This is a genomic window from Pseudomonas sp. o96-267 (assembly GCF_003935465.1).
Taxonomy (GTDB): Bacteria; Pseudomonadota; Gammaproteobacteria; order Pseudomonadales; family Pseudomonadaceae; genus Aquipseudomonas; species Aquipseudomonas sediminis.
In genome coordinates, this window is the sequence record NZ_RHQP01000048.1 from 1 (window position 1) to 22,555 (window position 22,555).

The 22,555-nt window shown below is 62.7% G+C and carries 19 protein-coding genes; 9 read left to right on the forward strand and 10 right to left on the reverse strand.

The features are described from left to right. Positions 1-138: 138 nt before the first annotated feature. Positions 139-906 (reverse strand): hypothetical protein, encoded by a 768-nt coding sequence (locus EGJ86_RS22915; protein WP_256672490.1) that lies wholly within the window; start codon positions 904-906, stop codon positions 139-141. A gap of 106 nt (positions 907-1,012) precedes the next feature. On the opposite strand from EGJ86_RS22915, the gene EGJ86_RS22920 reads away from it, so the two are divergent. Further along, positions 1,013-1,798, forward strand: coding sequence for a class I SAM-dependent methyltransferase (locus tag EGJ86_RS22920; RefSeq protein WP_125836739.1), 786 nt, complete (start codon positions 1,013-1,015; stop codon positions 1,796-1,798). A 2-nt stretch (positions 1,799-1,800) separates the two neighbouring features. Here the strand turns inward: EGJ86_RS22920 and EGJ86_RS22925 are convergent, their stop codons facing one another. Continuing rightward, positions 1,801-2,436 (reverse strand): TetR/AcrR family transcriptional regulator, encoded by a 636-nt coding sequence (locus EGJ86_RS22925; protein ID WP_125836740.1) that lies wholly within the window; start codon positions 2,434-2,436, stop codon positions 1,801-1,803. Positions 2,437-2,527: 91 nt separating this feature from the next. On the opposite strand from EGJ86_RS22925, the gene EGJ86_RS22930 reads away from it, so the two are divergent. After that, the gene (locus EGJ86_RS22930) at positions 2,528-3,631 is read left to right on the forward strand and encodes an efflux RND transporter periplasmic adaptor subunit (protein WP_125836741.1); all 1,104 of its coding nucleotides are present in this window, start codon (positions 2,528-2,530) and stop codon (positions 3,629-3,631) included. 6 nt (positions 3,632-3,637) lie between these two features. Continuing rightward, positions 3,638-6,712, forward strand: a complete 3,075-nt coding sequence (locus EGJ86_RS22935) for an efflux RND transporter permease subunit (protein ID WP_125836742.1) — start codon at positions 3,638-3,640, stop codon at positions 6,710-6,712. Positions 6,713-6,826: 114 nt separating this feature from the next. Here EGJ86_RS22935 and bfr read toward each other — a convergent pair whose 3' ends face one another. The 3 genes from bfr to EGJ86_RS22950 form a co-directional block, all read right to left on the reverse strand. Further along, a complete protein-coding gene (bfr, locus tag EGJ86_RS22940; protein WP_003462607.1) occupies positions 6,827-7,297 on the reverse strand; it encodes a bacterioferritin in 471 nt (156 codons plus the stop codon). A 269-nt stretch (positions 7,298-7,566) separates the two neighbouring features. After that, the gene (gene glpD, locus EGJ86_RS22945) at positions 7,567-9,096 is read right to left on the reverse strand and encodes a glycerol-3-phosphate dehydrogenase (protein ID WP_125836743.1); all 1,530 of its coding nucleotides are present in this window, start codon (positions 9,094-9,096) and stop codon (positions 7,567-7,569) included. Between the two features lie 212 nt (positions 9,097-9,308). Further along, positions 9,309-10,067: a DeoR family transcriptional regulator gene (locus EGJ86_RS22950; protein WP_125836744.1), complete on the reverse strand. Its 759-nt coding sequence runs from the start codon at positions 10,065-10,067 to the stop codon at positions 9,309-9,311. Between the two features lie 98 nt (positions 10,068-10,165). On the opposite strand from EGJ86_RS22950, the gene ybaK reads away from it, so the two are divergent. The 3 genes from ybaK to EGJ86_RS22965 all read left to right on the forward strand — a co-directional run bounded on the left by ybaK (position 10,166) and on the right by EGJ86_RS22965 (position 13,120). After that, positions 10,166-10,636 carry a Cys-tRNA(Pro) deacylase gene (gene ybaK, locus EGJ86_RS22955; protein WP_104728835.1) on the forward strand — a complete coding sequence of 157 codons (471 nt, stop codon included), beginning with the start codon at positions 10,166-10,168 and terminating at the stop codon, positions 10,634-10,636. Between the two features lie 82 nt (positions 10,637-10,718). Further along, on the forward strand, positions 10,719-12,206 hold the full coding sequence (gene glpK / locus EGJ86_RS22960; RefSeq protein WP_125836745.1) for a glycerol kinase GlpK: 1,488 nt from the start codon (positions 10,719-10,721) through the stop codon (positions 12,204-12,206). A gap of 107 nt (positions 12,207-12,313) precedes the next feature. Continuing rightward, positions 12,314-13,120 (forward strand): PhzF family phenazine biosynthesis protein, encoded by an 807-nt coding sequence (locus EGJ86_RS22965; protein ID WP_125836746.1) that lies wholly within the window; start codon positions 12,314-12,316, stop codon positions 13,118-13,120. Here the strand turns inward: EGJ86_RS22965 and EGJ86_RS22970 are convergent, their stop codons facing one another. Then, positions 13,121-14,227, reverse strand: coding sequence for an ABC transporter ATP-binding protein (locus EGJ86_RS22970; RefSeq protein ID WP_125836747.1), 1,107 nt, complete (start codon positions 14,225-14,227; stop codon positions 13,121-13,123). It abuts the gene before it with no gap. Then, positions 14,224-15,144 carry an ornithine carbamoyltransferase gene (gene argF / locus EGJ86_RS22975; protein ID WP_125836748.1) on the reverse strand — a complete coding sequence of 307 codons (921 nt, stop codon included), beginning with the start codon at positions 15,142-15,144 and terminating at the stop codon, positions 14,224-14,226. The genes EGJ86_RS22970 and argF overlap by 4 nt, the downstream gene beginning before the upstream one ends. A 382-nt stretch (positions 15,145-15,526) precedes the next feature. On the opposite strand from argF, the gene EGJ86_RS22980 reads away from it, so the two are divergent. Continuing rightward, positions 15,527-17,635, forward strand: coding sequence for a molybdopterin oxidoreductase family protein (locus EGJ86_RS22980; protein ID WP_125836749.1), 2,109 nt, complete (start codon positions 15,527-15,529; stop codon positions 17,633-17,635). Positions 17,636-17,987: 352 nt separating this feature from the next. Beyond that, on the forward strand, positions 17,988-18,314 hold the full coding sequence (gene grxD, locus EGJ86_RS22985; RefSeq protein WP_074682640.1) for a Grx4 family monothiol glutaredoxin: 327 nt from the start codon (positions 17,988-17,990) through the stop codon (positions 18,312-18,314). 62 nt (positions 18,315-18,376) lie between these two features. Here the strand turns inward: grxD and EGJ86_RS22990 are convergent, their stop codons facing one another. Genes EGJ86_RS22990 through EGJ86_RS23000 form a run of 3 tightly spaced genes read right to left on the reverse strand, consistent with a single transcriptional unit; the run spans position 18,377 to position 21,508 of the window. Continuing rightward, a complete protein-coding gene (locus EGJ86_RS22990) occupies positions 18,377-18,715 on the reverse strand; it encodes a YdbL family protein (protein ID WP_099525740.1) in 339 nt (112 codons plus the stop codon). Positions 18,716-18,756: 41 nt separating this feature from the next. Then, the gene (locus EGJ86_RS22995; protein WP_099525739.1) at positions 18,757-18,948 is read right to left on the reverse strand and encodes a YnbE family lipoprotein; all 192 of its coding nucleotides are present in this window, start codon (positions 18,946-18,948) and stop codon (positions 18,757-18,759) included. A 4-nt stretch (positions 18,949-18,952) separates the two neighbouring features. Continuing rightward, positions 18,953-21,508, reverse strand: coding sequence for a YdbH domain-containing protein (locus EGJ86_RS23000; RefSeq protein ID WP_125836750.1), 2,556 nt, complete (start codon positions 21,506-21,508; stop codon positions 18,953-18,955). 632 nt (positions 21,509-22,140) lie between these two features. Here EGJ86_RS23000 and EGJ86_RS23005 point away from each other — a divergent pair. Next, positions 22,141-22,392, forward strand: a complete 252-nt coding sequence (locus tag EGJ86_RS23005; protein WP_125836751.1) for a sel1 repeat family protein — start codon at positions 22,141-22,143, stop codon at positions 22,390-22,392. The last annotated feature ends 163 nt before the right edge of the window (positions 22,393-22,555 follow it).

Here is a 22,555-nt window from a genome sequence, read left to right on the forward strand (position 1 = left end):
GGCTGTTGAAAAACTACCTGCGTTGCCATTGCTGCGTTAAAAACAGGCTCAAAATGCTCATTTACAACTCGTAAACTCCGCTTTTTCGCCTGTTTTTGCCTTGCACTGGCTGCCTCGGCTACGTTTTTCAACGGCCTGCTAGCGCTTGGCCAATAGCAGATCGGCTGCCTGTCCGCTGCGCCCATCGGCGAATTCGAAGCGACCCAGCTGCGCGATCTGGTCGTAAGCGCCGAGGGCGATGCTGACGTCGCGGGCGCGCAGGTCGATGGCGCTGACGCCGGCTTCTCCAAGCGTTTGCAGCTGCTGGCGGCCCTGGGCGTCGAAACGCAGCAGGCGCAGTTTGTCGAACACGGCATCGGCTGCATCGATACGGCCGTCGTCGTTATCGTCGAAGTGTGCCAGTTCGGCGAAGCCATTGGCGGCCCCATGCTGATCGCCGAAAAGTTCGCGGCCATCGTCGATGCGCCCATTGCCGTTACGATCCAGCGCCAATAGCGCATCGTCACCGGTGGGTGCGCTGATCGAATCCATACGGCCGTCGGCATCCAGATCGAAACGCACCGGACGGCCAAGACCACTGGTTGAGAAGCCGTTGCCAGCCATATCCAGCACCAGCGGGTCGACCTGCTGGGGCGCCTGGCCCACGCTGACATTCAGTTCCAGGCCGCGTTGATCGATTACCGCCTGGCTGACCACGGCGGCGCTGCTGGACACGGCAGGTGGCTCGGCGGTTTCCCGCAGCTCACGAGCGATCTCACCGGGCTTCTGCTCGTCTTCGATACCCAGGGTGCGGCGCAGAATCTGATAGTTGATGGATTCGTGCGTCGCGCGGTCGAGTTCGTCATCCAGAGGACGAGCGCTGACGGGGCTGTTATTTGGGCGTGGGGCGGAGAGGGCGTCGAACATGTTCACTCTCGATGCGGCTGTCGGCGGCCGGGTCTGGCAGAATGCCGCTTCTTCGATATCGGCCGTGTGGCCGGTGCTTTGAGTGATTTTTGAGCAGAACGAGCCAATGACCGACGAGCGGCACAACGCCAGCATCCGCATCCAAGCCTTGCATCCTCAGTACGCCGAAGCGGCCGCCCGATGGGCGTCACGTCTGGGCCTGGCACAGGAGGGCGAGACCGAGTTCGCCCTGCAACTGGGTGACGGCGGGCTGCAACTGGTCGAGCTGGGCGACAAGGCGCCAGGCCCGGTGCGGGTGGATTTCGTCGAGGGGGCTGCGGCGCATCGCCGCCAGTTCGGTGGCGGCAGTGGGCAGATGATTGCCAAGGCCGTAGGCGTGCAATCGGGCATTCGGCCACGGATTCTCGACGCGACGGCAGGGCTGGGGCGTGACTCGTTCGTGCTGGCCAGCCTGGGCTGCGAGATGACCCTGATCGAGCGTCAGCCGCTGGTCGCTGCGCTATTGGAAGACGGCCTGCAGCGGGCGGCGCTGGATTTCGATGTGGCGCCCATCGTCGCGCGCATGCGCCTGCTTACCGGAAATGCCATCGAGCTGATGCGCAACTGGCAGGACGAGGCGCCGCAGGTGATCTACCTCGATCCGATGTTCCCGCATCGTGACAAGAGTGCGCTGGTGAAGAAGGAAATGCGCCTGTTCCGCCCGTTCGTCGGTGATGATCTGGATGCGCCGGCGTTGCTCGAAGCGGCGCTGGCGCTGGCCACTCATCGCGTTGTGGTCAAGCGCCCACGCAAGGCGCCGGCCATTGAAGGGAGCAAACCGGGCTATGTGCTGGAAGGCAAGTCGAGCCGTTACGACATCTACCCGAAGAAGAAGCTGGAAGCCAGCGCGTAGGTTCAGGGTCGGTAAGCGCGCAGAAACAGCTGTACCGCGTCCTGCACATGATGTTCCGCGGCTTCACCCTCGAGCGGCTCGCTACAGCCGATCAGCAGGCGGAAATGCGCGCCGCCCTTGAGCAGGCTGAAGAATTGGTCGGCGGCCAGGTGCGGATTGTCCAGGCTCAGCAGTCCGCGCTGGGCCGCTTTGTGCAGCAGCACTTCCATCTCATCCTGCACCCGTTTCGGGCCGGCTTCGTAGAACATCTGCGACAGCTTGGAGCCCTGGCTGGCCAGGCTCACCATCATCCGGTGCATTTCCACTGATTCGCGGCTATTGACCAGCGCCAGGAAGCCGCGTGCGATGCCCATTAGCTGGCTTTCCAGCGGTACGTTGTCCGGTAGCTCGAACAACAGTTCGGGGAGTTGCTCTTCGCATTTGGCCTTGATCGCCGCGGAGAACAGGGTCTCCTTGTCGGTGAAGTGGCTGTACACCGTGAGCTTGGAAACGCCCGCCTCGGCAGCGATGGCGTCCATGCTGCTACCGTCATAACCATTACGCAGGAACAGGCTCTTGGCCGCCTCGAGGATGGCGCGACGTTTGGCGGGGTCTTTCGGACGACCGGGGCCGGAAGGTTGTAACAACTTGTCAGGCATTGGCGGATTTTAATACTGGACTGGCGAGTTTGCTATTTTTACTATACCCGCCAGTACAAATATTCCAAACCTTCTCTGAAAGGTCTTACACATGTCTTGCCATGTTCTCCCGCTCGTTGCTTCTCTGAGTCTCGTCTTCCTGTTGTCTGCCTGTGGTAACGGTGAACAGGCGGAGCAGCCTATCCGTCCTGCCATGGTGGTGCAGCCGCAGCCCGCTACGGCGCTGGTCGACAGCTATCCGGGTGAGGTGCGCGCCCGCTACGAGCCGGAGCTTGCCTTCCGTATCGCCGGCAAGGTGAGCAAGCGCACGGTGGATGTCGGTGACCGGGTGAAGAAGGATCAGGCCCTGGCCGAACTTGATCCACAGGACGTGCGTCTGCAACTGGAGGCCACTCGCGCGCAGATGGCGGCAGCCGAGGCCAACCTGCAAACCGTGCGTGCCGAGCGTGAGCGCTACAAGAAACTGCTTGAGCGCAATCTGGTCAGCCGTTCGCAGTTCGACAACGTCGAAAACCAATACCGCTCCGGCGAAGCGCGCTTGAAGCAGGTCAAGGCCGAGTACGACGTGGCCCGCAACCAGACCGACTATGCCGTGCTGCGGGCCTCGCAGGACGGCGTGATCGCCCGTCGCGCGGTCGAGGTGGGGCAGGTGGTGGCGGCCGGTCAGACGGTGTTCACCCTGGCTGCCGACGGCGAACGTGAGGTGTCGATCAGCCTGCCGGAACAGAGCTTTGGTCGCTTCGAAATTGGTCAGGTGGTCGAGGTCGAGCTGTGGTCGCAGCCTGATCAGCGTTTCCCCGGCCGCATCCGTGAGATGGCCCCGGCGGCCGATCCGCAGTCGCGCACTTTCGCCGCACGTGTCGCGTTCACCGAAGGCAAGGTGCCGGCTGAGTTGGGCCAGAGTGCGCGGGTATTCATCGCCAGCAATGGCGAGGTACCGCTGGCCGTACCGCTGTCGGCACTCAGCGCCGAGCAGGGCCAGGCGTTCGTCTGGGTTGTCGATCCCAAGGAGCACCGCGTGCAGCGTCGTCCGGTGCGTGTCGGCGCCTATGGTGATGAGCGTGTGCCGGTGCTGGAAGGGTTGACCGCTTCCGATTGGGTCGTCGCCGCCGGGGTACAGATTCTTCGCGAAGGCCAGCAGGTGCGCCCGGTCGATCGGGACAATCGCAACGTCGAACTGGCCGCCAAGGAGTAAGCCCGCATGAGCTTCAACCTGTCTGCCTGGGCGCTGCGTCATCGCCAGATCGTCCTCTACATCATGCTGCTGTTCGCCGTGGTGGGGGCGCTGTCTTACACCAAGCTGGGGCAGAGCGAGGACCCGCCGTTCACCTTCAAGGCCATGGTGATCCGCACCAACTGGCCGGGTGCAAGCGCCGAAGAGGTGTCGCGTCAGGTCACCGAGCGCATCGAGAAGAAGCTGATGGAGACCGGCGAGTACGACCGCATCACCAGCTTCTCCCGCCCCGGCGAGTCGCAGGTCACCTTCATGGCGCGCGACTCCATGCGCAGCTCCGAGATTCCAGAGCTGTGGTATCAGGTGCGCAAGAAGATCAGCGACATTCGCCACACGCTGCCGCCCGGTATTCAGGGGCCGTTCTTCAACGACGAGTTCGGCACCACCTTCGGCAATATCTATGCGCTGACCGGTAGCGGTTTCGACTACGCGGTGCTCAAGGACTACGCCGACCGTCTGCAGCTGCAACTGCAACGGGTCAAGGATGTGGGCAAGGTCGAGCTGGTGGGGCTGCAGGACGAGAAGATCTGGATCGAACTGTCCAACACCAAGCTGGCCACCCTCGGTTTGCCACTGTCTGCCGTGCAACAGGCGCTGGAGGCGCAGAACGCGGTAGCCGCTGCCGGCTTCTTCGAGACCTCCAGCGAACGTATTCAGCTGCGCGTGACCGGGCGTTTCGAGTCGGTGGAGGAAATCCGCGATTTTCCCATTCGCGTTGCTGATCGCACCTTCCGCATTGCTGACGTTGCCGAGGTCAAGCGCGGTTTCAACGACCCACCCGCGCCGCGCATGCGCTTCATGGGCGAGGACGCCCTGGGCATTGCCGTATCGATGAAGGACGGCGGCGATATCCTGGTGCTGGGCAAGGCATTGGAAGATGAGTTCGCCCGTCTGCAACAGACGCTGCCGTTGGGCATGGAGCTGCGCAAGGTGTCGGATCAGCCGGCGGCGGTGAAGACCGGCGTGGGCGAGTTCGTCAAGGTGCTGGTGGAGGCGTTGGTGATCGTGCTCGCGGTCAGCTTCTTCTCCCTCGGTCTGCGCACCGGCCTGGTGGTGGCGCTGGTGATCCCGCTGGTGTTGGCAATGACCTTCGCCGCCATGTACTACCTCGGCATCGGCCTGCACAAGATTTCTCTCGGTGCGCTGGTGCTCGGCCTCGGCCTGCTGGTGGACGACGCGATCATCGCGGTGGAGATGATGGCGATCAAGATGGAGCAGGGCTACGACCGCTTCAAAGCGGCCAGTTTCGCCTGGACCAGTACGGCTTTCCCCATGCTCACCGGCACCCTGATCACCGCTGCCGGTTTTCTGCCCATTGCCACTGCGCAGTCCGGTACCGGTGAGTACACCCGCTCGATCTTCCAGGTGGTGGCCATTTCGCTGATCGCCTCATGGATCGCGGCAGTGATGTTCGTACCCTATCTGGGCGACAAGCTGCTGCCGGATCTGGCCAAACTGCACGCTGCCAAGCATGGCGGCAGCGATTCAGGTCATGACCCCTATTCGACGCCGTTTTACCGCCGCGTTCGCGCTACGGTGGAATGGTGCGTGCGCCGTCGTGGCATCGTGATCCTGCTGACCATTGCACTGTTCGTTGCGTCGGTGCTGCTGTTCCGTTTCGTGCCGCAACAGTTCTTCCCGGCCTCTGGTCGTCTGGAGCTGATGGTCGATATCAAGTTGGAGGAGGGCGCTTCGCTGAGCGCCACCGAAGCCGAGGTGCATCGCCTGGAAAAACTGCTCAAGGAGCAGCCCGGCATCGACAACTACGTGGCCTACGTCGGCACGGGGTCGCCGCGTTTCTACCTGCCGCTCGATCAGCAGTTGCCGGCGGCCAGCTTTGCCCAGTTTGTGGTACTGGCCAAAAGCATCGAAGAGCGCGAGCGCCTGCGTGGTTGGCTGATCAAGGTGATGAACGACGAGTTCCCGACCTTGCGCAGTCGCGTCAGCCGCCTGGAGAACGGGCCGCCCGTAGGCTACCCGATCCAGTTCCGCGTCAGCGGTGAGCACATCGCCGAGGTGCGCGCGCTGGCCCGTCAGGTGGCGGACAAGGTGCGCGAGAACCCGCATGTGGTGAATGTGCACCTGGACTGGGAGGAGCCGAGCAAGGTGGTGATCCTCAATATCGATCAGGATCGCGCCCGCGCGCTGGGGGTCAACACCGTCGAGTTGTCTCGCTTCCTGCAGGGTTCGCTGTCCGGCACCAGTGTCAGCCAGTATCGCGAAGGTAATGAGCTGATCGAGATTCTCCAGCGCGGCACGCCGCAGGAACGCAAGGCGCTGAGCCTGCTGCCGAGCCTGGCGGTGCCGACCGACAGCGGTCGCAGTGTGGCGCTGTCGCAGGTGGCGACTCTGGAGTACGGCTTCGAGGAAGGCATCATCTGGCACCGCAACCGTCTGCCCAACGTCACCGTGCGTGCCGACGTCTATGGCAAGCAGCAGCCGGCCAACCTGACCCAGCAGATCCTGCCGACGCTCGACCCGATCCGCGCCGAGCTGCCTGTGGGTTATCTGCTGGAGGTCGGAGGCACGGTTGAGGATTCCCAGCGCGGACAGAAGTCGGTCAACGCCGGTATCCCGCTGTTCATCGTGGTGGTGCTGACGCTGCTGATGCTGCAGCTGAAAAGCTTCTCACGCTCGGCGATGGTATTTCTCACCGCGCCGTTGGGCCTGATCGGCGTGACCCTGTTCCTGCTGATCTTCCGCCAGCCGTTCGGCTTCGTGGCCATGCTCGGCACCATCGCCCTGGCTGGGATGATCATGCGCAACTCGGTGATCCTGGTTGATCAGATCGAGCAGGACATCAGCCACGGCCTGGACCGCTGGCACGCCATCATCGAGGCGACGGTACGTCGCTTCCGGCCGATCGTTCTGACAGCCCTGGCGGCGGTGCTGGCGATGATCCCGCTGTCGCGCAGCGTGTTCTTCGGGCCGATGGCGGTGGCCATCATGGGCGGGCTGGTGGTGGCCACGGCATTGACCCTGCTGTTCCTGCCGGCGCTGTATGCGGCGTGGTTCCGGGTCAAGGAGAGTGAGGCGCGTTGAGTCGTGGCATCAGCGGCGACTGACCGTCGCTGCTTGAGCCCCTTCCACGGGGTTCGTCATGGCAATAAAAAACGGGAGCCATTGGCTCCCGTTCTTTTATGTAGCGGGTAAGGCTTATTCGTCCATCTGCGACTGCAGGTAGTTCTGCAGGCCTACTGCTTCGATCAGGCTGAGCTGGGTTTCCAGCCAGTCGATGTGATCTTCCTCGGAGCAGAGGATTTCTTCCAGCAGTTCGCGGCTGGCGTAGTCACCAATGCTCTCGCAATAGGCGATGGCAGCCTTCAGGTCACCATGGGCCTTGTGCTCGATCTTCAGGTCGCATTCGAGCATTTCCTTGGTGTTTTCACCGATCAGGATCTTGCCCAGGTCCTGCAGGTTCGGAATGCCCTCAAGGAACAGGATGCGCTTGATCAGCTTGTCGGCGTGCTTCATCTCGTCGATGGACTCGTGGTACTCATGCTCGCCGAGTTTTTTCAGGCCCCAGTCTTCATACATGCGCGCATGCAGAAAGTACTGGTTGATGGCGACCAGTTCGTTACCAAGAATCTTGTTCAGGTGTTGAATGACCTTCTTGTCGCCTTTCATGACCGCTCCTGCAGTTTCAATGACAGTGATAGCCTTGAATTTTCGGCCTCGTTCTTCTTTATGTCAAACCTAAGTGTTTGAAGCATAAGTAAAAATAAAACCGAATAAGAATGTTTTTATTCCGCATCATGGCGCCAAGTTATTGAATTGACGCAATAAATAAGTTGCTGAAAGTTCAGGCATGACGCCATCGGGCAACTAGCGCCGGTATTTTATTTTTTCGCGCCCATAAAAAAGCCCCGCAAAGCGGGGCATGGGGCACGCAGAATTCAGGCGGCGTGAGCCGAATGCGGGTCGCGGCTATTCAGGTAGTCCTGCAGACGTGTCTGCTGCGCCGGGGTCATGAACAGGCCCAGCTTGCTGCGCCGCCAAAGGATGTCGGCGCTGCTGCGCGCCCACTCTTCGCGGCGCAGGTAGTCCACTTCGCGGGTGTAGAGCCCGGCACCCAGGTGTTCGCCAAGGTCGGTGAGGTTGTGCACGCCATCGAGCAGACGCCAGGTGCGGCTGCCATAACTGGTTGCCCAGCGTCTGGCCAGGCTGCTGGGCAACCAGCCGTGGCGTTCGCAAAGTGCTTCGACCAGGGCGCTCTGGCTTTGCAGATCTTCGCCGCCGGGCAACGGGGCACTGGCTGTCCAGCTCGGGCCCAGTTTCGTGAAGTGCGGCGCCAGCTGTTGCATGGCTGACTCGGCCAGCTTGCGGTAGGTGGTCAGCTTGCCGCCGAATACCGACAGCAGAGGCGCTTCGCCCGGCGCACCGGAGAGTGACAGGGTGTAGTCGCGGGTAATGGCCGACGGCTCATCGGATTCGTCATCGCACAGCGGACGTACGCCTGCGAAGCTGTGCAGCACATCGTCGCGGCTGAGCTGCTGTTTGAAATGGTCATTGACCACCTTGAGCAGGTAGTCGGTTTCCTCGGCGGTGATCGTGACCTGAGCAGGGTCGCCCTGGTATTCACGGTCGGTGGTGCCGATCAGGGTGAAACGTTCCAGATAAGGGATGGCGAAGACGATGCGGCGGTCTTCGTTTTGCAGGATGTAGGCCTGCTCGCCTTCGTACAGGCGCGGCACGACGATGTGGCTGCCCTGGATAAGACGAATGCCATACGGCGATTGCTGCTTGAGGTCGTCACGGATGAAGCGCGCGACCCAGGGGCCGGCGGCATTGACCAGCGCCCGCGCACGGATGGACAGCAGGCTGCCGTCGCTGCGCTCCAGGTGGATATGCCACAACCCCTTGCTGCGTCGGGCGCTGACGCAACGGGTGCGCGGGTGAATGTGCGCGCCTTTTTCCCGTGCGGCCATGGCGTTGAGTACCACCAGGCGGGCGTCGTCCACCCAGCAGTCGGAATATTCGAAGCCGCGGCTGATCTCCGCCTTCAGCGGGCTGCCGGCGCCGAAGCGTAGGCCGCGCGAAGCCGGCAGGCGCTCACGCTTGCCCAGGTGATCGTAGAGGAACAGGCCGGCGCGAATCATCCAGGCCGGACGCAAGTGCGGGCGGTGCGGCAGAACGAAGCGCATCGGCTTGACGATATGCGGCGCCTTGGCCAGCAGCACTTCGCGTTCGGCCAGGGCCTCACGCACCAGGCGAAACTCATGGTGTTCCAGATAGCGCAGGCCGCCGTGGATCAACTTGCTGCTGGCCGAAGAGGTGTGGCTGGCCAGGTCATCCTTTTCGCAAAGGAACACGGAAAGGCCACGACCGGCTGCATCGGCTGCGATGCCCACGCCATTGATGCCGCCGCCAACGACGGCGAGGTCATAGACTTCTGCAACGGGGCTGGCGAACTGGTCGTGGGGCATGTGGCACGCTCGGCTATTTGGATTCGAATGTGTTGATGTTCACTTTCGAAAATATGCTAGACGAAGATGCCCAGCTTCGCTACCCCGGCACGCGATTGCGCGCCGAGCGGTACTGAGGGATGGGGTTTGCTGTAGTTGTAGAGCGGGTGCAATCCGCCGATACGTTGCTGGCGGGTTGCACCCGCCCTACGCGATAGCCGTTGAGAGGCCAGTCAAACCAGGTCGAGCTGGACCTTATGGCTGTGCAGCAGGCGGGTGATGGCGGCCGAGGGCGCGCTGTCGGTGAAGACGCGGTCGACCAGGGCGATGGAGCCCAGGCGCACCACGGCGTTGCGGCCGAACTTGCTGGAGTCGGCGGCGAGGAAGACCTGTCTGGCGTTGTCGATGATCGCCTGGGAGACCCGCACTTCCTGGTAATCGAAGTCGAGCAGACTGCCGTCGTCGTCGATACCGCTGATGCCGACGATGGCGTAATCGACCTTGAATTGCTGGATGAAATCCACTGCGGCCTGGCCGACGATACCGCCGTCGCCGCGCACCGTGCCGCCGGCCACCAGCACTTCGAAGTCGGCCTTGGCGCTGAGCTGGGCGGCGACGTGCAGGTTGTTGGTGATGATCTTCAGACCCTTGTGGTTCTGCAGCTCGCGGGCGATGGCTTCGGTGGTGGTGCCGATGTTGATGAACAGCGAGGCGTGATCGGGGATCTGCGCGGCCACCGCCTCGGCGATGCGCTGTTTCTCCTCGCGCATCTGCCCCGCGCGCATGCCGTAGGCGGTGTTCTGGATGCTTGACGATTCGCAGGCCGCGCCGCCATGGGTACGGCGCAGCAGGCCGTGCTCGGCCAGCTGGTTGATGGCGCGGCGAATGGTCTGCGGGGTCACGGCGAACGCCTGGGCCAGTTCGTCGATGCTGACGTAGCCGCGTTCACGGGCGAGGTTGAGAATGTCGTGCTGGCGCGGAGCGAGGTTCATGAGCGCTTCCTGTGATGGTCACTCATTATAGGGTGTGGCGGTGGTGGATTTGGGCCTGCTACTGTAAGGCATCTTTTATCGCGTTTTCACATTCGAACATGACCCCCGCAATCGATCTGTTGAAAAAGGCCAAGGCCGAACACCGCGTACACAGCTACCAGCACGATCCCAAGGCGCCGTCCTACGGGTTGGAGGCGGCCGAGAAGCTGGGGCTGGCCCCCGAGTGCGTGTACAAGACCCTGCTCGCGGCGACCGAGAAGGGCGAGCTGCTGGTGGCGGTCGTGCCGGTGGCGGGCAGCCTCGATCTCAAGGCGCTGGCGGCAGCTGCGGGGGCGAAGAAAGCGGACATGGCCGACCCGGCGGCCGCACAGCGAGCCACCGGTTATCTGGTTGGCGGCATCAGCCCGCTGGGGCAGAAGAAGCGCCTGCGTACCTTTATCGACGAAAGTGCACGCCAGCATCCCACCATTCACGTCAGTGGTGGCCGGCGAGGGCTAGAGCTGGAGCTTTCGGCCGAGACCCTGGCACAGCACACTCAGGGGCAGTTCGCCGCTATCGGCAAAGCCTGAAACGAGCAGTATGCTGCCAGCAAAATAAGCCAGTCTGCAGTCAACTGCAGTGAATGCTACCGATAACAACAAGGAATCTCGCATGACCCAATACCTGCTAGCCATCGACCAGGGCACCACTAGCTCCCGCGCCATCATCTTCAATGATCAGGGGCTGCCGGTTGCGCGTGCTCAGCAGGAGTTCAAGCAGTACTTCCCTCAGGATGGCTGGGTCGAGCACGACGGTGAGGAGATATGGTCCTCCACGCTCAAGGTTTGCCGCGATGCCATTGCCAGTAGCGGTCTGCAGCCCGAGGCTATTGCCGCCATCGGCATCACCAACCAGCGCGAAACCACCCTGGTGTGGGATGCTGTCAGTGGTAAGCCTATCCACCCGGCCATCGTCTGGCAGGATCGTCGCACCGCCGACTATTGCGCCGGGCTCAAGGAGCAAGGCCACGAGGCGGCGGTTTCGGCCAAGACCGGCCTGCTGATCGATCCGTATTTCTCCGCCACCAAGCTGTGCTGGATTCTGCATAACGTGCCGGGCGCTCGTGAGCGGGCCGAGCGCGGTGAGCTGCGCTTCGGCACCGTCGACAGCTTCCTGTTGTGGCGTCTGACCGATGGCAAGGTGCACCGCACCGACGCCAGCAACGCCTCGCGCACGCTGATGTTCAACATCCATACCCAACAGTGGGACGAAGAGCTGCTCAAGCTGTTCGAGATCCCGGCCAGCCTGCTGCCCGAGGTGCTCGATTGTGCCGCCGAGTTCGGTCATACCGACAGCGCGCTGCTCGGCGCCAGTATTCCGGTGCTGGGCATGGCCGGTGACCAGCAGGCGGCCCTGATCGGCCAGGCCTGCTTCGAGCCGGGCATGGTCAAGAGCACCTACGGTACTGGCTGTTTCATGATCCAGAACACCGGCGATCAGCCGGTGAGTTCGAAGAACCGTCTGCTGACCACGGTCGGCTATCGCCTCAATGGCAAGGTCACCTACGCGGTGGAGGGCAGTATCTTCGTCGCAGGCGCGGCGGTGCAGTGGTTGCGTGACGGTATCAAGCTGATCAGCCATGCGCGCGAAAGCGAGGCGCTGGCCGAGGCCACCGGTGAAGCCTGCGGCGTCTACCTGGTGCCGGCATTCACCGGCCTGGGGGCGCCGTATTGGGACCCCAAGGCGCGCGGTGCCATCTTCGGCCTGACCCGCGATACCGGGATCAAGGAGATCGTCACCGCCGGCCTGCAGTCGGTGTGCTACCAGACCCGTGACCTGCTCGAGGCCATGCGCCAGGATGGGGCGGCGGCGCCTAGCGCCCTGCGTGTCGACGGCGGCATGGTAGAGAACAACTGGGTCATGCAGTTTCTCGCCGACATTCTCGGCGTCAGCGTCGAACGCCCGGAAGTCACCGAGACCACTGCGCTCGGCGTCGCCTATCTGGCAGGCTTGAAGCTAGGCTTGTACCAGGACCTGAACGCCATCGCCAGTCATTGGCATCGTCAGCAGCGTTTCGAGCCGCGGATGAACGATGCACATCGCGAACGCCTTTACGCCGGTTGGCTGGATGCCGTGAAACGCGTGCGCAGCGAGCCCTGAAGCACCCTGGAATTGCCCTCAGGGCTCAACTGGAAAACAGCAACTGTATCTGTTGCGGCTTACCTGGCGTAGGCATCCTGGCGGCTCTAATCTGGCCGGAATGCAGCATGCCTCTCGAATTCCATCAAGTTGACGCCTTTACCGATCAGCCGTTCGCGGGCAATCCCGCCATGGTCTATCGCCTGAATGCCTGGCTCGACGATGCCCTGATGCAGCGCATCGCTGCCGAGCACAACCTGGCCGAGACCGCATTCGTGGTGAAAGAGAGCGGTGCCTGGCATATCCGCTGGTTCACCCCAGTCAGCGAGGTGCCGCTGTGCGGGCATGCCACTCTGGCGGCGGCCAAGGTGCTGTTCGACATCTATCAGGAACCGGCCGAGGTGCTGGATTTCACCTGCTTGTCCGGAGCGCTGCAGGTCACCCGGCAGGGCGAACGTCTGCAACTGGATTTCCCGGTGCGGCGCGCGGAGTTGGTGACGCGGGAATTACACGAGCAGGCCGAGCGTGCGCTGGAGCGTCAGGTGGAGCAGGTACTGGCGTTGGGCAATGCCGATGGCAGCGTGCAGGAACTGATGGTGGTGCTGGATTCCGAGGCCGAGCTCCGCGAGCTGAAGCCGAACCTGCCCGCGCTGGCCACCCTGCCTGGGCTTGGCGTGCTGGTCACGGCTGCCGGGGCCCAACATGACTTCGTTTCGCGCTACTTTGCGCCCAGTATCGGTATCGATGAAGACCCGGTCACCGGCTCGACCCACTGCATCCTGATGCCCTATTGGGTCGAGCGTCTGGGTCGCAACACGCTCAGTGCCTTCCAGTGTTCGGCGCGTGGTGGTGAGTTGCTCTGTCGTTTGGAGGGCGATCGGGTGAAGATCGCTGGCCACGCGCGGCATATCGCCAGTGGCCAGCTGATGCTCTGATCAGTTGCTGCTGACCCGGCGCACGCCAGCTGATTCGCTCAGCTGCAATTGCGCGGCGACGCTGCCAAGGGCCGGGAAGGCCACCAGGTGGTCGGCGGCGATGCGGATGCCCACCTCGTCGCCCGGCTGGTGATCGGCATGACTGGGAAAGATCGATTCCAGCTGGCTGCCGGTCGGTAGTTGCAGGCGGTAGAGCGTGGCCGCACCGAGGAAGGTCTTGCCGACGATACGCGCCTTCAGTTCGCTGCTTTCGTCCGGAACGATATCGTCCGGGCGCAGTAACACGTCCACCGCGCTGCCCTGCGCCCAGGTATAGGCACGGTTGCCGCGGATCACGCCGAGTTCGGTCTGTACCGTTTCCGGGCTGAGCAACTGGCCGCGGATGAAATAACCCTGGCCAATGAAGCTGGCGACGAAAGGTGTCAGCGGCTCGTGGTAGAGGTTGAACGGCGTGTCCCACTGCTCCAGACGGCCATCCTTGAACACGCCGACGTGATCGCTGACGGCGAAGGCTTCTTCCTGATCGTGGGTCACCAGGATGGCGCTGGTGCCGCGCGTCTTGAGTATCTCGCGCACTTCATGGCTCAGGCGCCGACGCAGTTCGCCATCGAGGTTGGAGAAGGGCTCGTCGAGCAGCAGCAGCTTCGGCTCCGGTGCCAGGGCGCGGGCCAGGGCCACGCGTTGTTGCTGGCCGCCGGACAGTTCATGCGGGTAACGTTTGGCCAGGTGCCCGAGCTTGACCAGCTCCAGCAGCTCCTGGGTGATGCGCTCGGCATTGGCCTGCTTACGAATGCCAAAGGCGACGTTCTCCGCCACGCTCAGGTGGGGGAACAGGGCATAGTCCTGAAACACCATGCCGATCTGGCGTTTCTCCGGTGCCAGGGTAAAGCCGGCGCGGGAGATCACCTGGCCGTCGAGTTCTATCTCACCTTCGAGCACTGGCTCGAAACCGGCGATGGCGCGCAGCGTAGTGGTCTTGCCGCAACCCGATGGGCCGAGCAGGCAGCCGATATCGCCCGGGTTGAGGTGCAGGTCGAGATCCTGCACCACCTTGTGGGCGTGGTAGCCGCAGTTCAGCCCGCGTAGCTGCAGCAGGGGCTGGCTCATGCGTGGTGGTACGCCGGGTCGACCAGCATCTCCAGCAGCGCCTTCTGGGCGTGCAGGCGGTTCTCGGCTTGATCCCATGCAACCGAGCGCGGGTCATCGAGCAGGTCGAAGCTGATTTCTTCGCCACGGTGCGCCGGCAGGCAATGCATGAACAGCACGTCTTCGGCGGCGGCGTCGAGCAGCTCGCGGGTGACCTGATAGGGGCGGAACAACGCCATACGCTGCTCGGCCTCGTCTTCCTGGCCCATCGAGGCCCATACGTCGGTGCTGACCAGATGCGCGCCGGTCACCGCTTCGCGCGGGTCACGCAGCACCTGCACACGCTCGCCGGCCTGGGCCAGGAAACGTGCGTCCGGCTCATAGCCAGCAGGGCAGGCGACCTTCAGTTGGAAGTCGAACTGCATCGCCGCTTCGATATAGGAGTTGCACATGTTGTTGCCGTCGCCGATCCAGGCCACCGTCTTGCCGGCGATGCTGCCGCGGTGTTCGAGGAAGGTCTGCATGTCGGCGAGCAACTGGCAGGGGTGCAGGTCGTCGGACAGGCCATTGATCACCGGCACCTTGGACTTGGCGGCGAACTCGGTGAGGTTGCTGTGGGCGAAGGTGCGGATCATCACCGCATCGAGCATGCTCGACATGACGATGGCGGCGTCGCCAATCGGCTCACCACGGCCCAGCTGAGTGTCGCGCGGCGAGAGGAAGATGGCCTGGCCGCCGAGCTGGATCATGCCGGCTTCGAAGGACAGGCGGGTGCGGGTCGAGGCCTTCTCGAAGATCATGCCCAGCACGCGATTCTTCAGCGGCTCGAAGAGTACGCCGCGATTACGCAGATCCTTCAGCTCGATGCCTCGGCGGATCAGTCCCACCAGTTCGTCCGGTGTGTAATCCATCATCGAGAGAAAGTGTCTGACGCTCATCGTTAACTACCTTTATCACTACAGTTCGCAAGCTTGCGTTCGGGGATAAAACCGACAAAAACAGCAGAGCTTGCGGCAGGAGGCCGCAGGGTGCGACGAAACAGGGGAAGGCGCGATCCTATAAGGAAATGACGAGACGGCGCAAGTTAACGCCTACGGGCGCGCAGAATGATGTTTTACAAGCCTTTTTAGCCAAAGCGCTGGCGCCAGTGATATTGAACGCAGTCGTGCCAGGGGCCACGTACGTGGTGCTGCTGAATCTGCAGGCTTGATGCCTGTCGATTCATGAGGCGAACGCTGCTGGCGTCGCCCTCGTGCTCGGCTCATAGTTCATGACCTGCGACCTGACCGGTCGTCTCGGATCAGAACAAGAGGCCAGGCCATGACCAAGTCCCTTCATTACCGTGCATGCCATCTGTGCGAAGCCATCTGCGGCCTTGCCATCGAAACCGAAGCGCAGCCTGATGGCAGCACGCAGATTCGCTCGATCAAGGGCGATGCCCAGGATAGCTTCAGCCGTGGCCATATCTGCCCCAAGGCCGTGGCGCTGCAGGTCATCCAGAACGACCCCGACCGTATCCGTCAGCCCATGCGCCGCATTGGCGAGCAGTGGCAGGCCATCGGCTGGGAGGAGGCGTTCGAGCTGGTGGCTGAGCGCCTGAGCGAGATTCAGGCCGCCCATGGGCAAAATGCCGTGGCGGTGTATCAGGGCAACCCCAGCGTGCATAACTATGGGCTGATGACCCACAGCAACTATTTCCTCGGTCAGTTGAAAACCCGCAATCGCTTTTCCGCCACCTCGGTCGATCAACTGCCGCACCACCTGACCAGCCATCTGATGTATGGCCACGGCCTGCTGATTCCGATTCCCGATATCGATCACACCGACTTCATGCTGATTCTGGGCGGCAACCCCTTGGCCTCCAACGGCAGCATCATGACTGTGCCGGATGTGGAGAAGCGCCTGAAGGCCATCCAGGCCCACGGTGGCAAGCTGGTGGTGGTCGACCCGCGGCGCAGCGAGACCGCCGCCATCGCCGACCAGCACCTATTCGTGCGCCCCGGTAGCGATGCCGCGCTGCTGCTGGCGCTGCTCAACACCCTGTTCGAGGAAGGCCTGACGCGCGACAGCCATCTGCCGGTAGAAGGGCTGGAACAGGTGCGCGAAGCGATTGCTGGCTTCGATGCCGAGGCCATGAGCGCCCGCTGTGGTGTGCCGGCAGAAACCATCCGCCAACTGGCGCGGGATTTCGCCGCGACAGACAAAGCCGTGTGCTACGGGCGCATGGGCGTTTCCACCCAGGCGTTTGGCACCCTGTGTCAATGGCTGGTACAGATCATCAATCTGGTGACCGGCAACCTCGATCGCGCAGGCGGTGTGCTCTGCACCACGCCGGCGGTGGATCTGGTAGCGAGCACCTCGGGCGGGTATTTCAATCGCTGGCAGAGCCGGGTATCCGGCCTGCCGGAATACGGTGGCGAGCTGCCGGTTTCGGCGCTGGCCGAAGAGATGCTGACGCCGGGCGAAGGGCAGATCCGTGCCCTGGTCACGGTGGCCGGCAACCCGGTGCTGTCGACACCCAATGGGCGCCAGCTGGAGCAGGCGCTGGACGGCCTGGACTTCATGCTCTCGGTGGATTTCTACATCAACGAGACCACCCGTTACGCCGACCTGATCCTGCCGCCGACTGCGCCGCTGGAGCACGATCACTACGACACTACCTTCAATGTGTTCGCGGTGCGTAATGTCACCCGCTTCAACGAGGCAATCCTGGCCAAGCCGGACGGTGCATTGCACGACTGGGAAATCTTCGTCGGTCTGGCCAAAGCTTTCGCAGCGCGCAATAGCCTGGAGCTGAAACCGACCATGGCGCCTGAGCAGATGATCGACATGGGCCTGCGTTTTGGCTCCTATGGTGATCGCAGTGAGCACAAGCTCAGTCTGGCTGCATTGCGTGAGCATCCACATGGGGTCGACCTGGGGCCGCTGCAGCCGAACCTTGCAGCGCGTCTGAAAACGCCGAGCAGGGCGGTGCAGGCTGCACCTGAGTTGCTGCTCGCCGATCTGGCACGCTTCGCCGAACAGCAGCAACCGGCCGCCCATGAACTGTTGTTGATCGGCCGTCGTCACGTGCGCAGCAACAACTCCTGGATGCACAACTATCACCGTCTGGTGAAGGGCAAGCCGCGTCATCAGTTATTGATGAACCCGGCGGACCTGGCCAGTCGTGGTTTGGCCGATGGTCAGCGGGTACGGGTGCGCTCGCGAGTTGGCAGCATCGAGGTGGAGGTGGCCGCCAGCGATGAGGTGATGGCTGGCGTGGTCAGCCTGCCCCATGGCTGGGGGCATGCCCGCCCTGGCGTGCAGATGGACATTGCGCGTGCTCAGCCGGGTGCCAGCGCCAATGATCTGACCGACGAGCGCCAGCTCGACGCGCTGTCCGGTAATGCCGTGCTCAATGGGGTGCCAGTGGAGGTGGTGGCTGCGTAACGACCTGCTGCGCGTCGGCCCTGCTGCGTTATAAACAGGCTCGGAAAGCCGCTTGCGGCTAACGCGCTTTAGCGCGGCCCGAAGGGCGAACGAAGTGAGTACTGCTCATTTACAACTCGTAAAGTCGAACGCGACTCCGACCGCTCCTCGCCTGTTGGCTCGCTGGCGCTCACCCTTCGGGGCAGCCTTCGGCTGATACTCCCGTTGGTCGTTGCGCCTTGCATGTCTCTAGCTCGCGAGGTCGTAAGCAGGTCTAGGGAGAACGGCAAGGCCGAGCATTATGCTCGGCTTTTCGCTACAATCGCGCCACCGTGGCGACCGTCGGGTCGCGAAGTCTATGCTGAGGTGCCCCATGGATATCATCGAAACCATCAAAGAGCAGATCGCCAACAACACCGTTCTGCTGTACATGAAAGGCTCGCCCAACGCGCCGCAGTGTGGCTTCTCGGCCCGTGCTGCTCAGGTCGTGATGGGCTGCGGCGAGAAGTTCGCCTACGTCGACATCCTGCAGAACCCGGAAATCCGCGCCAACCTGCCGAAGTACGCCAACTGGCCGACCTTCCCGCAGCTGTGGGTCGGCGGTGAGCTGGTCGGCGGTAGCGACATCCTCACCGAGATGTACGAGAAGGGCGAGCTGCAGACCCTGATCAAGGATGCTGTGGGTAAGGCCGACGCCTGATCACTGCATTTGCAAAAAAAGAACCCGCCTAGGCGGGTTCTTTCGTTTCTGCCATCTGCTGTCTATTTCTGCAGCCACTGGCCGTTCAGCTGGATGAACTGGCCCTTGGGCGTGCGCTCGATGGCCTTCTTGCCGGCGATGGCTTCCACGTCGTTCAGGCTGATGCCGTTGTCCTGCGCGACCTTCTGATACTCGGCGCGCCGCGCCTGGTTGATCAGCCGGGCGATTTCATCGGCCTGGCCGCCGGCTTTGACCACGCCCAGATAGCCGTTGGGTTGCTCGCCGAGCTGGCCGCTGGCCTTGGCGTCGCCCAGCGCGCTCATGGCCTGGTTGAGGTTCAGTGCGTAGGCCGGCAGGCTGAGGGTGAGTGCCAGCAGCAGGGTCGAAATGTATCGAATCATCGTCTCTCTCCGTAGGACCTGTTCATGCCAAAACAGTGGGCTCAAAACAGACCGCTGCCTTCGCTAAATACACTGTCCAGCGCCTTGTCCACCTTGATGTAGATTTCGTGCTCGACCTTGACGTTCAGGTTGATGTTGATCGGTTCGTTCGGCATCGCCAGTTGTACCGTTGGGGTACAGGCCTGGCACAGCAGCCCCAGGCTCAGGACTGCGAGGAGGCGGTACGTGCGCATGGCGCTACTCCTTTGATTCTTGGGGGACACGCTGGCGCATCCATTGCTGAATCCGTTGCTGGATGATGCCACGTACCTTGTCGGTCAGTTGCAGGCTGGCCAGCAAGGCCGGAATGTCTTCTTCCAGATTGATATTGAAGTGGATGGGGCGGCCCTTCTCGATGGCCGGGTTCTGCCCATGCAGGCGCATGCCTAGCTGCAGTGTGCCGGACTGATCATAGTCGACGCTACTGCTGAGCAGATCGTAGTGGAAGTCTTCCAGCGCGTCGGTGACCAGCTTCATACCCGGGTTGGCCTGGCCCATGGCGCGAATGCGTGGCGAGTGAAAACTCAGTTGCCCTCCTGGCGGCCTGGCTTCGATCAGGCCCTGTTCGATGCTGATGGCGCCGCCCAGGCGCAGCGGCAAGGTGCCGTCGATCAGCCCATTGCCGGCGAGCCCTTCGGCTGGATAGACGCGAAATAGCTCCTGCAGATCCAGGCCGCTGAGCTTCAGTGGCAACAACTGGCTGGGGCGATCCAGTGCCCAGGTCGCTGGTTCTAGGCTCAGGCTGCCGCCGAGGATGCCCAGTTCCGCGCGTTGATGGCTGAGGCTGCCGGCCAGAGGGCGTTGCAGGCTGGCCTGATAACTGGCCTGCAGTTGCAAGGGGCCTAGGGCGATACCGGGGTCGAGCTGTTTCGCGCTCAGGCTCGGCAGCTCCAGTGTCAGGCGCTCGCCCGCGAGGCGCAGGTGCAGTTCGGCGTCCACACCGCTCAGCATGCTGCGGTCATAGATGCCGGCCAGGCCTTTGCCGCTGAGCTTCGCCCTCAGTTGCAGGGGCTTGCCAGTGGGCAGGCTCAGGCTGGCGTCGGCCTGGATACGGCCGTTGTCCAGCGCCAGCAGCGGCGGCCAGCTCGCTAGCGTATGGGCCAGCGGGTTGCCCGCGCGTAGGAAGAGTTCATCGACTGTGGCGTTCAGCCCCAGTGCATCGGCGGTGTTGTTCAGGCGCAGCGTCATGCTCAGCCCCGAGTCCGCCAGCAATGCACCATCGAGTGCCTGGCTGACGCTGTCAGCCTCCAGCCGGCCTTGCCATTGCCAGCCCTGCGCCTGCAGTTGCGGGTGTTGCAGGCTCTGTATGCGCAGCGTCAGCGGGCCGGACAGCGTTGGCACATGTGGCGCGCCGGCCACGCCCAGGCCGGCGAGGGTCAAGCGGGCCTGTTGCAGATCCAGGTCGGCACCGCGTAGGCGCTGGATATCCAGGCGCGAGTTGGCGGCCAGCGTGAGTTGCAGCTGGTGCGCGGTGACATTGCCAGACAGGTCGAGATTCAACTGCAGGCCATCGGCTCGAATGCCATCCAGGTCCACGCGTTTGCTGCGGGCATCGAGCTGCAACTGGCGCACCTCCAGCGCCCAGTCGCGCGATTGCTGCAGGCCGAGCTCGGCGTCGATCTGCCCCTGCAACGCCCCTTCCGCGACGAGCTTCAGCTGCAGGGCCAGTGGGGTATCTGGGTTGCTTTCCAGCGGCTGCAGCTGTAATTGCAGGCGGCTTGTTCGCAGGCCGTTTGGCAGGGCGGTCAGCCAGGGCGCATCCTGGGTATCGAGTTGCAGGTTGCCGTGCAGCTTGCGCCCTTGCCAGGCGCCTGCGGCATTGCGCAGGTCGAGCTGCAGTTCACCGCTGAGCAGGCCGATGCCGGGCAGTGGCCAGGGCTGCGGCAGTTGGGCGTCGACACGTAACCATCCAGGCGCGGTCAGCAGCTCGCCGAGCTGGCGGGTGGTCTGCGGCAGCTGCAGTTGCCACTGGGCGATGATGCCGGCCTGCTGCGGCGTCTTTGGCAGATTGGCGGTGTCCAGTGATGTCCACTCGCTCAGCCAGGCGGCGACCCAGGCGATTTCCTGCAGCGGTGCCAGCAGCAGGTCGCCGTTCCATTGCAGTGCATCGCCCTGAACTGCCAGGTCGCTGTGCAACTCCATCTGCTGTTGTTCATCGAAGTGCAGGGTCATCTGCAGCTGGCGCGCACTATCCAGGGCGCCATCGAGTCCCTGCAGGTGCGCTTGCAATACTGCGCTGTGGTTTTCGCGTAGCAGTCGCACGCGTAGATGCAAGGCATCGTCCAGACGCTGCAGGTCGAGCTCGCCATCGAGTGCGCAACGGCCATTGATGCAGGGCAGTTGCGCATGGAGGTCGCGTAGTTCGATCCGCCTCGGCAGCCAGGGCAGGGCGTTCGATATCGTCTGAACGGTTTCGTCGAGGCCGCTGTTGGTCGGGCTCTGCGCTTCTGAATCCGCCGCTAGCCAGTCCACGCGCAGACCCTGCACAGCCAGGCGGTAGCGCGGCGCCTCGCTGGCCAGCCATTGCAGGTGAAGCTGCTTGGCATGAGTGTGCAATTCACCCTGGCCACGCTGAACCAGACTCACCTCGTGCAGCTGCAGGCCACGCCAGCTGAGACTGAAACCCTGCCAGTCCAGTTCGACATGCTGCTCGTCGAGCAACTGCTGCACGCGATAGATGGCGTAGCAGGCGAGCAGCGAGAGCAGCACCGCAAGCGCCATGCAGATGCTCAGCCAGAAACGCCGGCGGCTCATGAGTTCTCCTTGCCTGGTGCCGTTGCGGGACGGTACCCCATGCTCCAGAGAGTGCCAAGCCGATCTGGGGGTTGCATTGCGGCGCTTGTTCGAATCCGCGTGCGATGCGGTATGGATTGGCGGACCGATCAAGGCCGTTTCGCTGGGCTCGGTTTCTGCTGCAGGGCGAGGTCATCGCAGTGCCGCATGACGGCTGCATTCGCCGTTTGGATGCCCCGAAACAGAGCGCTGCGCGGATCTGTCGCAGGGAGTTGTGCACAATGCTGAAGCAGGCTGTCACATCACTGTCAGAAACACCGCTAACCGCTTGATTTTCCGTGGCTGATTTTTAAGTCAATGAAAAATATGCACTTTTTCCGTTGGTGAAAAAATCGACAGTTTGACTGCGAGCCCCATGGCATCAGGCCTGTGCGTTCTTTCGCCCAAGTTGTGCACGGAGTTATCCACAGCTTCTGTGGATTGTGAGGGAACTCTTTGCGGCAGCCGCAATCGATCTGGCAGGCAAGGCTTTACCTTCGAGAAAAAAGGAGTAGAGTGGCGCGCCCCGGCAGTCACCCCCCCTCTCTATATTTATGCCTCGCGCTTTACCGTCTTCATCCTCTGCGGCCCGTCCCGGTTCTTCTCGTCTGCCCATGCGCGTTGCGCTGTGGCTGCTCGATAGTCCGCGTTTGGGGCAAACCCCCAGTGTCAAACGCATCGCCGGCAACTTGCTCAAGCAGCCTGCGCGTAAGGGCTGTGTGCAAGCGCAAAGCCGGTTGGGGCAACTGCTGTGCCGTGACTGCGGTAATACCCGTGATCGCCGCATCGGTTATGAGTTGCTGCGCCAGGCTGCTCGTGCGGGTGACCGCGGCGCTCAGATGGAGCTGGAGCGTCTGTCGCGCTGATTGCGTGCTGGCCCCGTGTAAATCGCCGTCTGGGTATACTGCACGGCGGTCAAACATGGAGCGTCTATGCCAATCGATCCCCTCTCTCTTGCTATCGGCATTGCCGTTGCGCTGGTTCCGTTATTGGCCGGTCTTTGGTCCTTGCAGCGCCGGCTGACTCGCG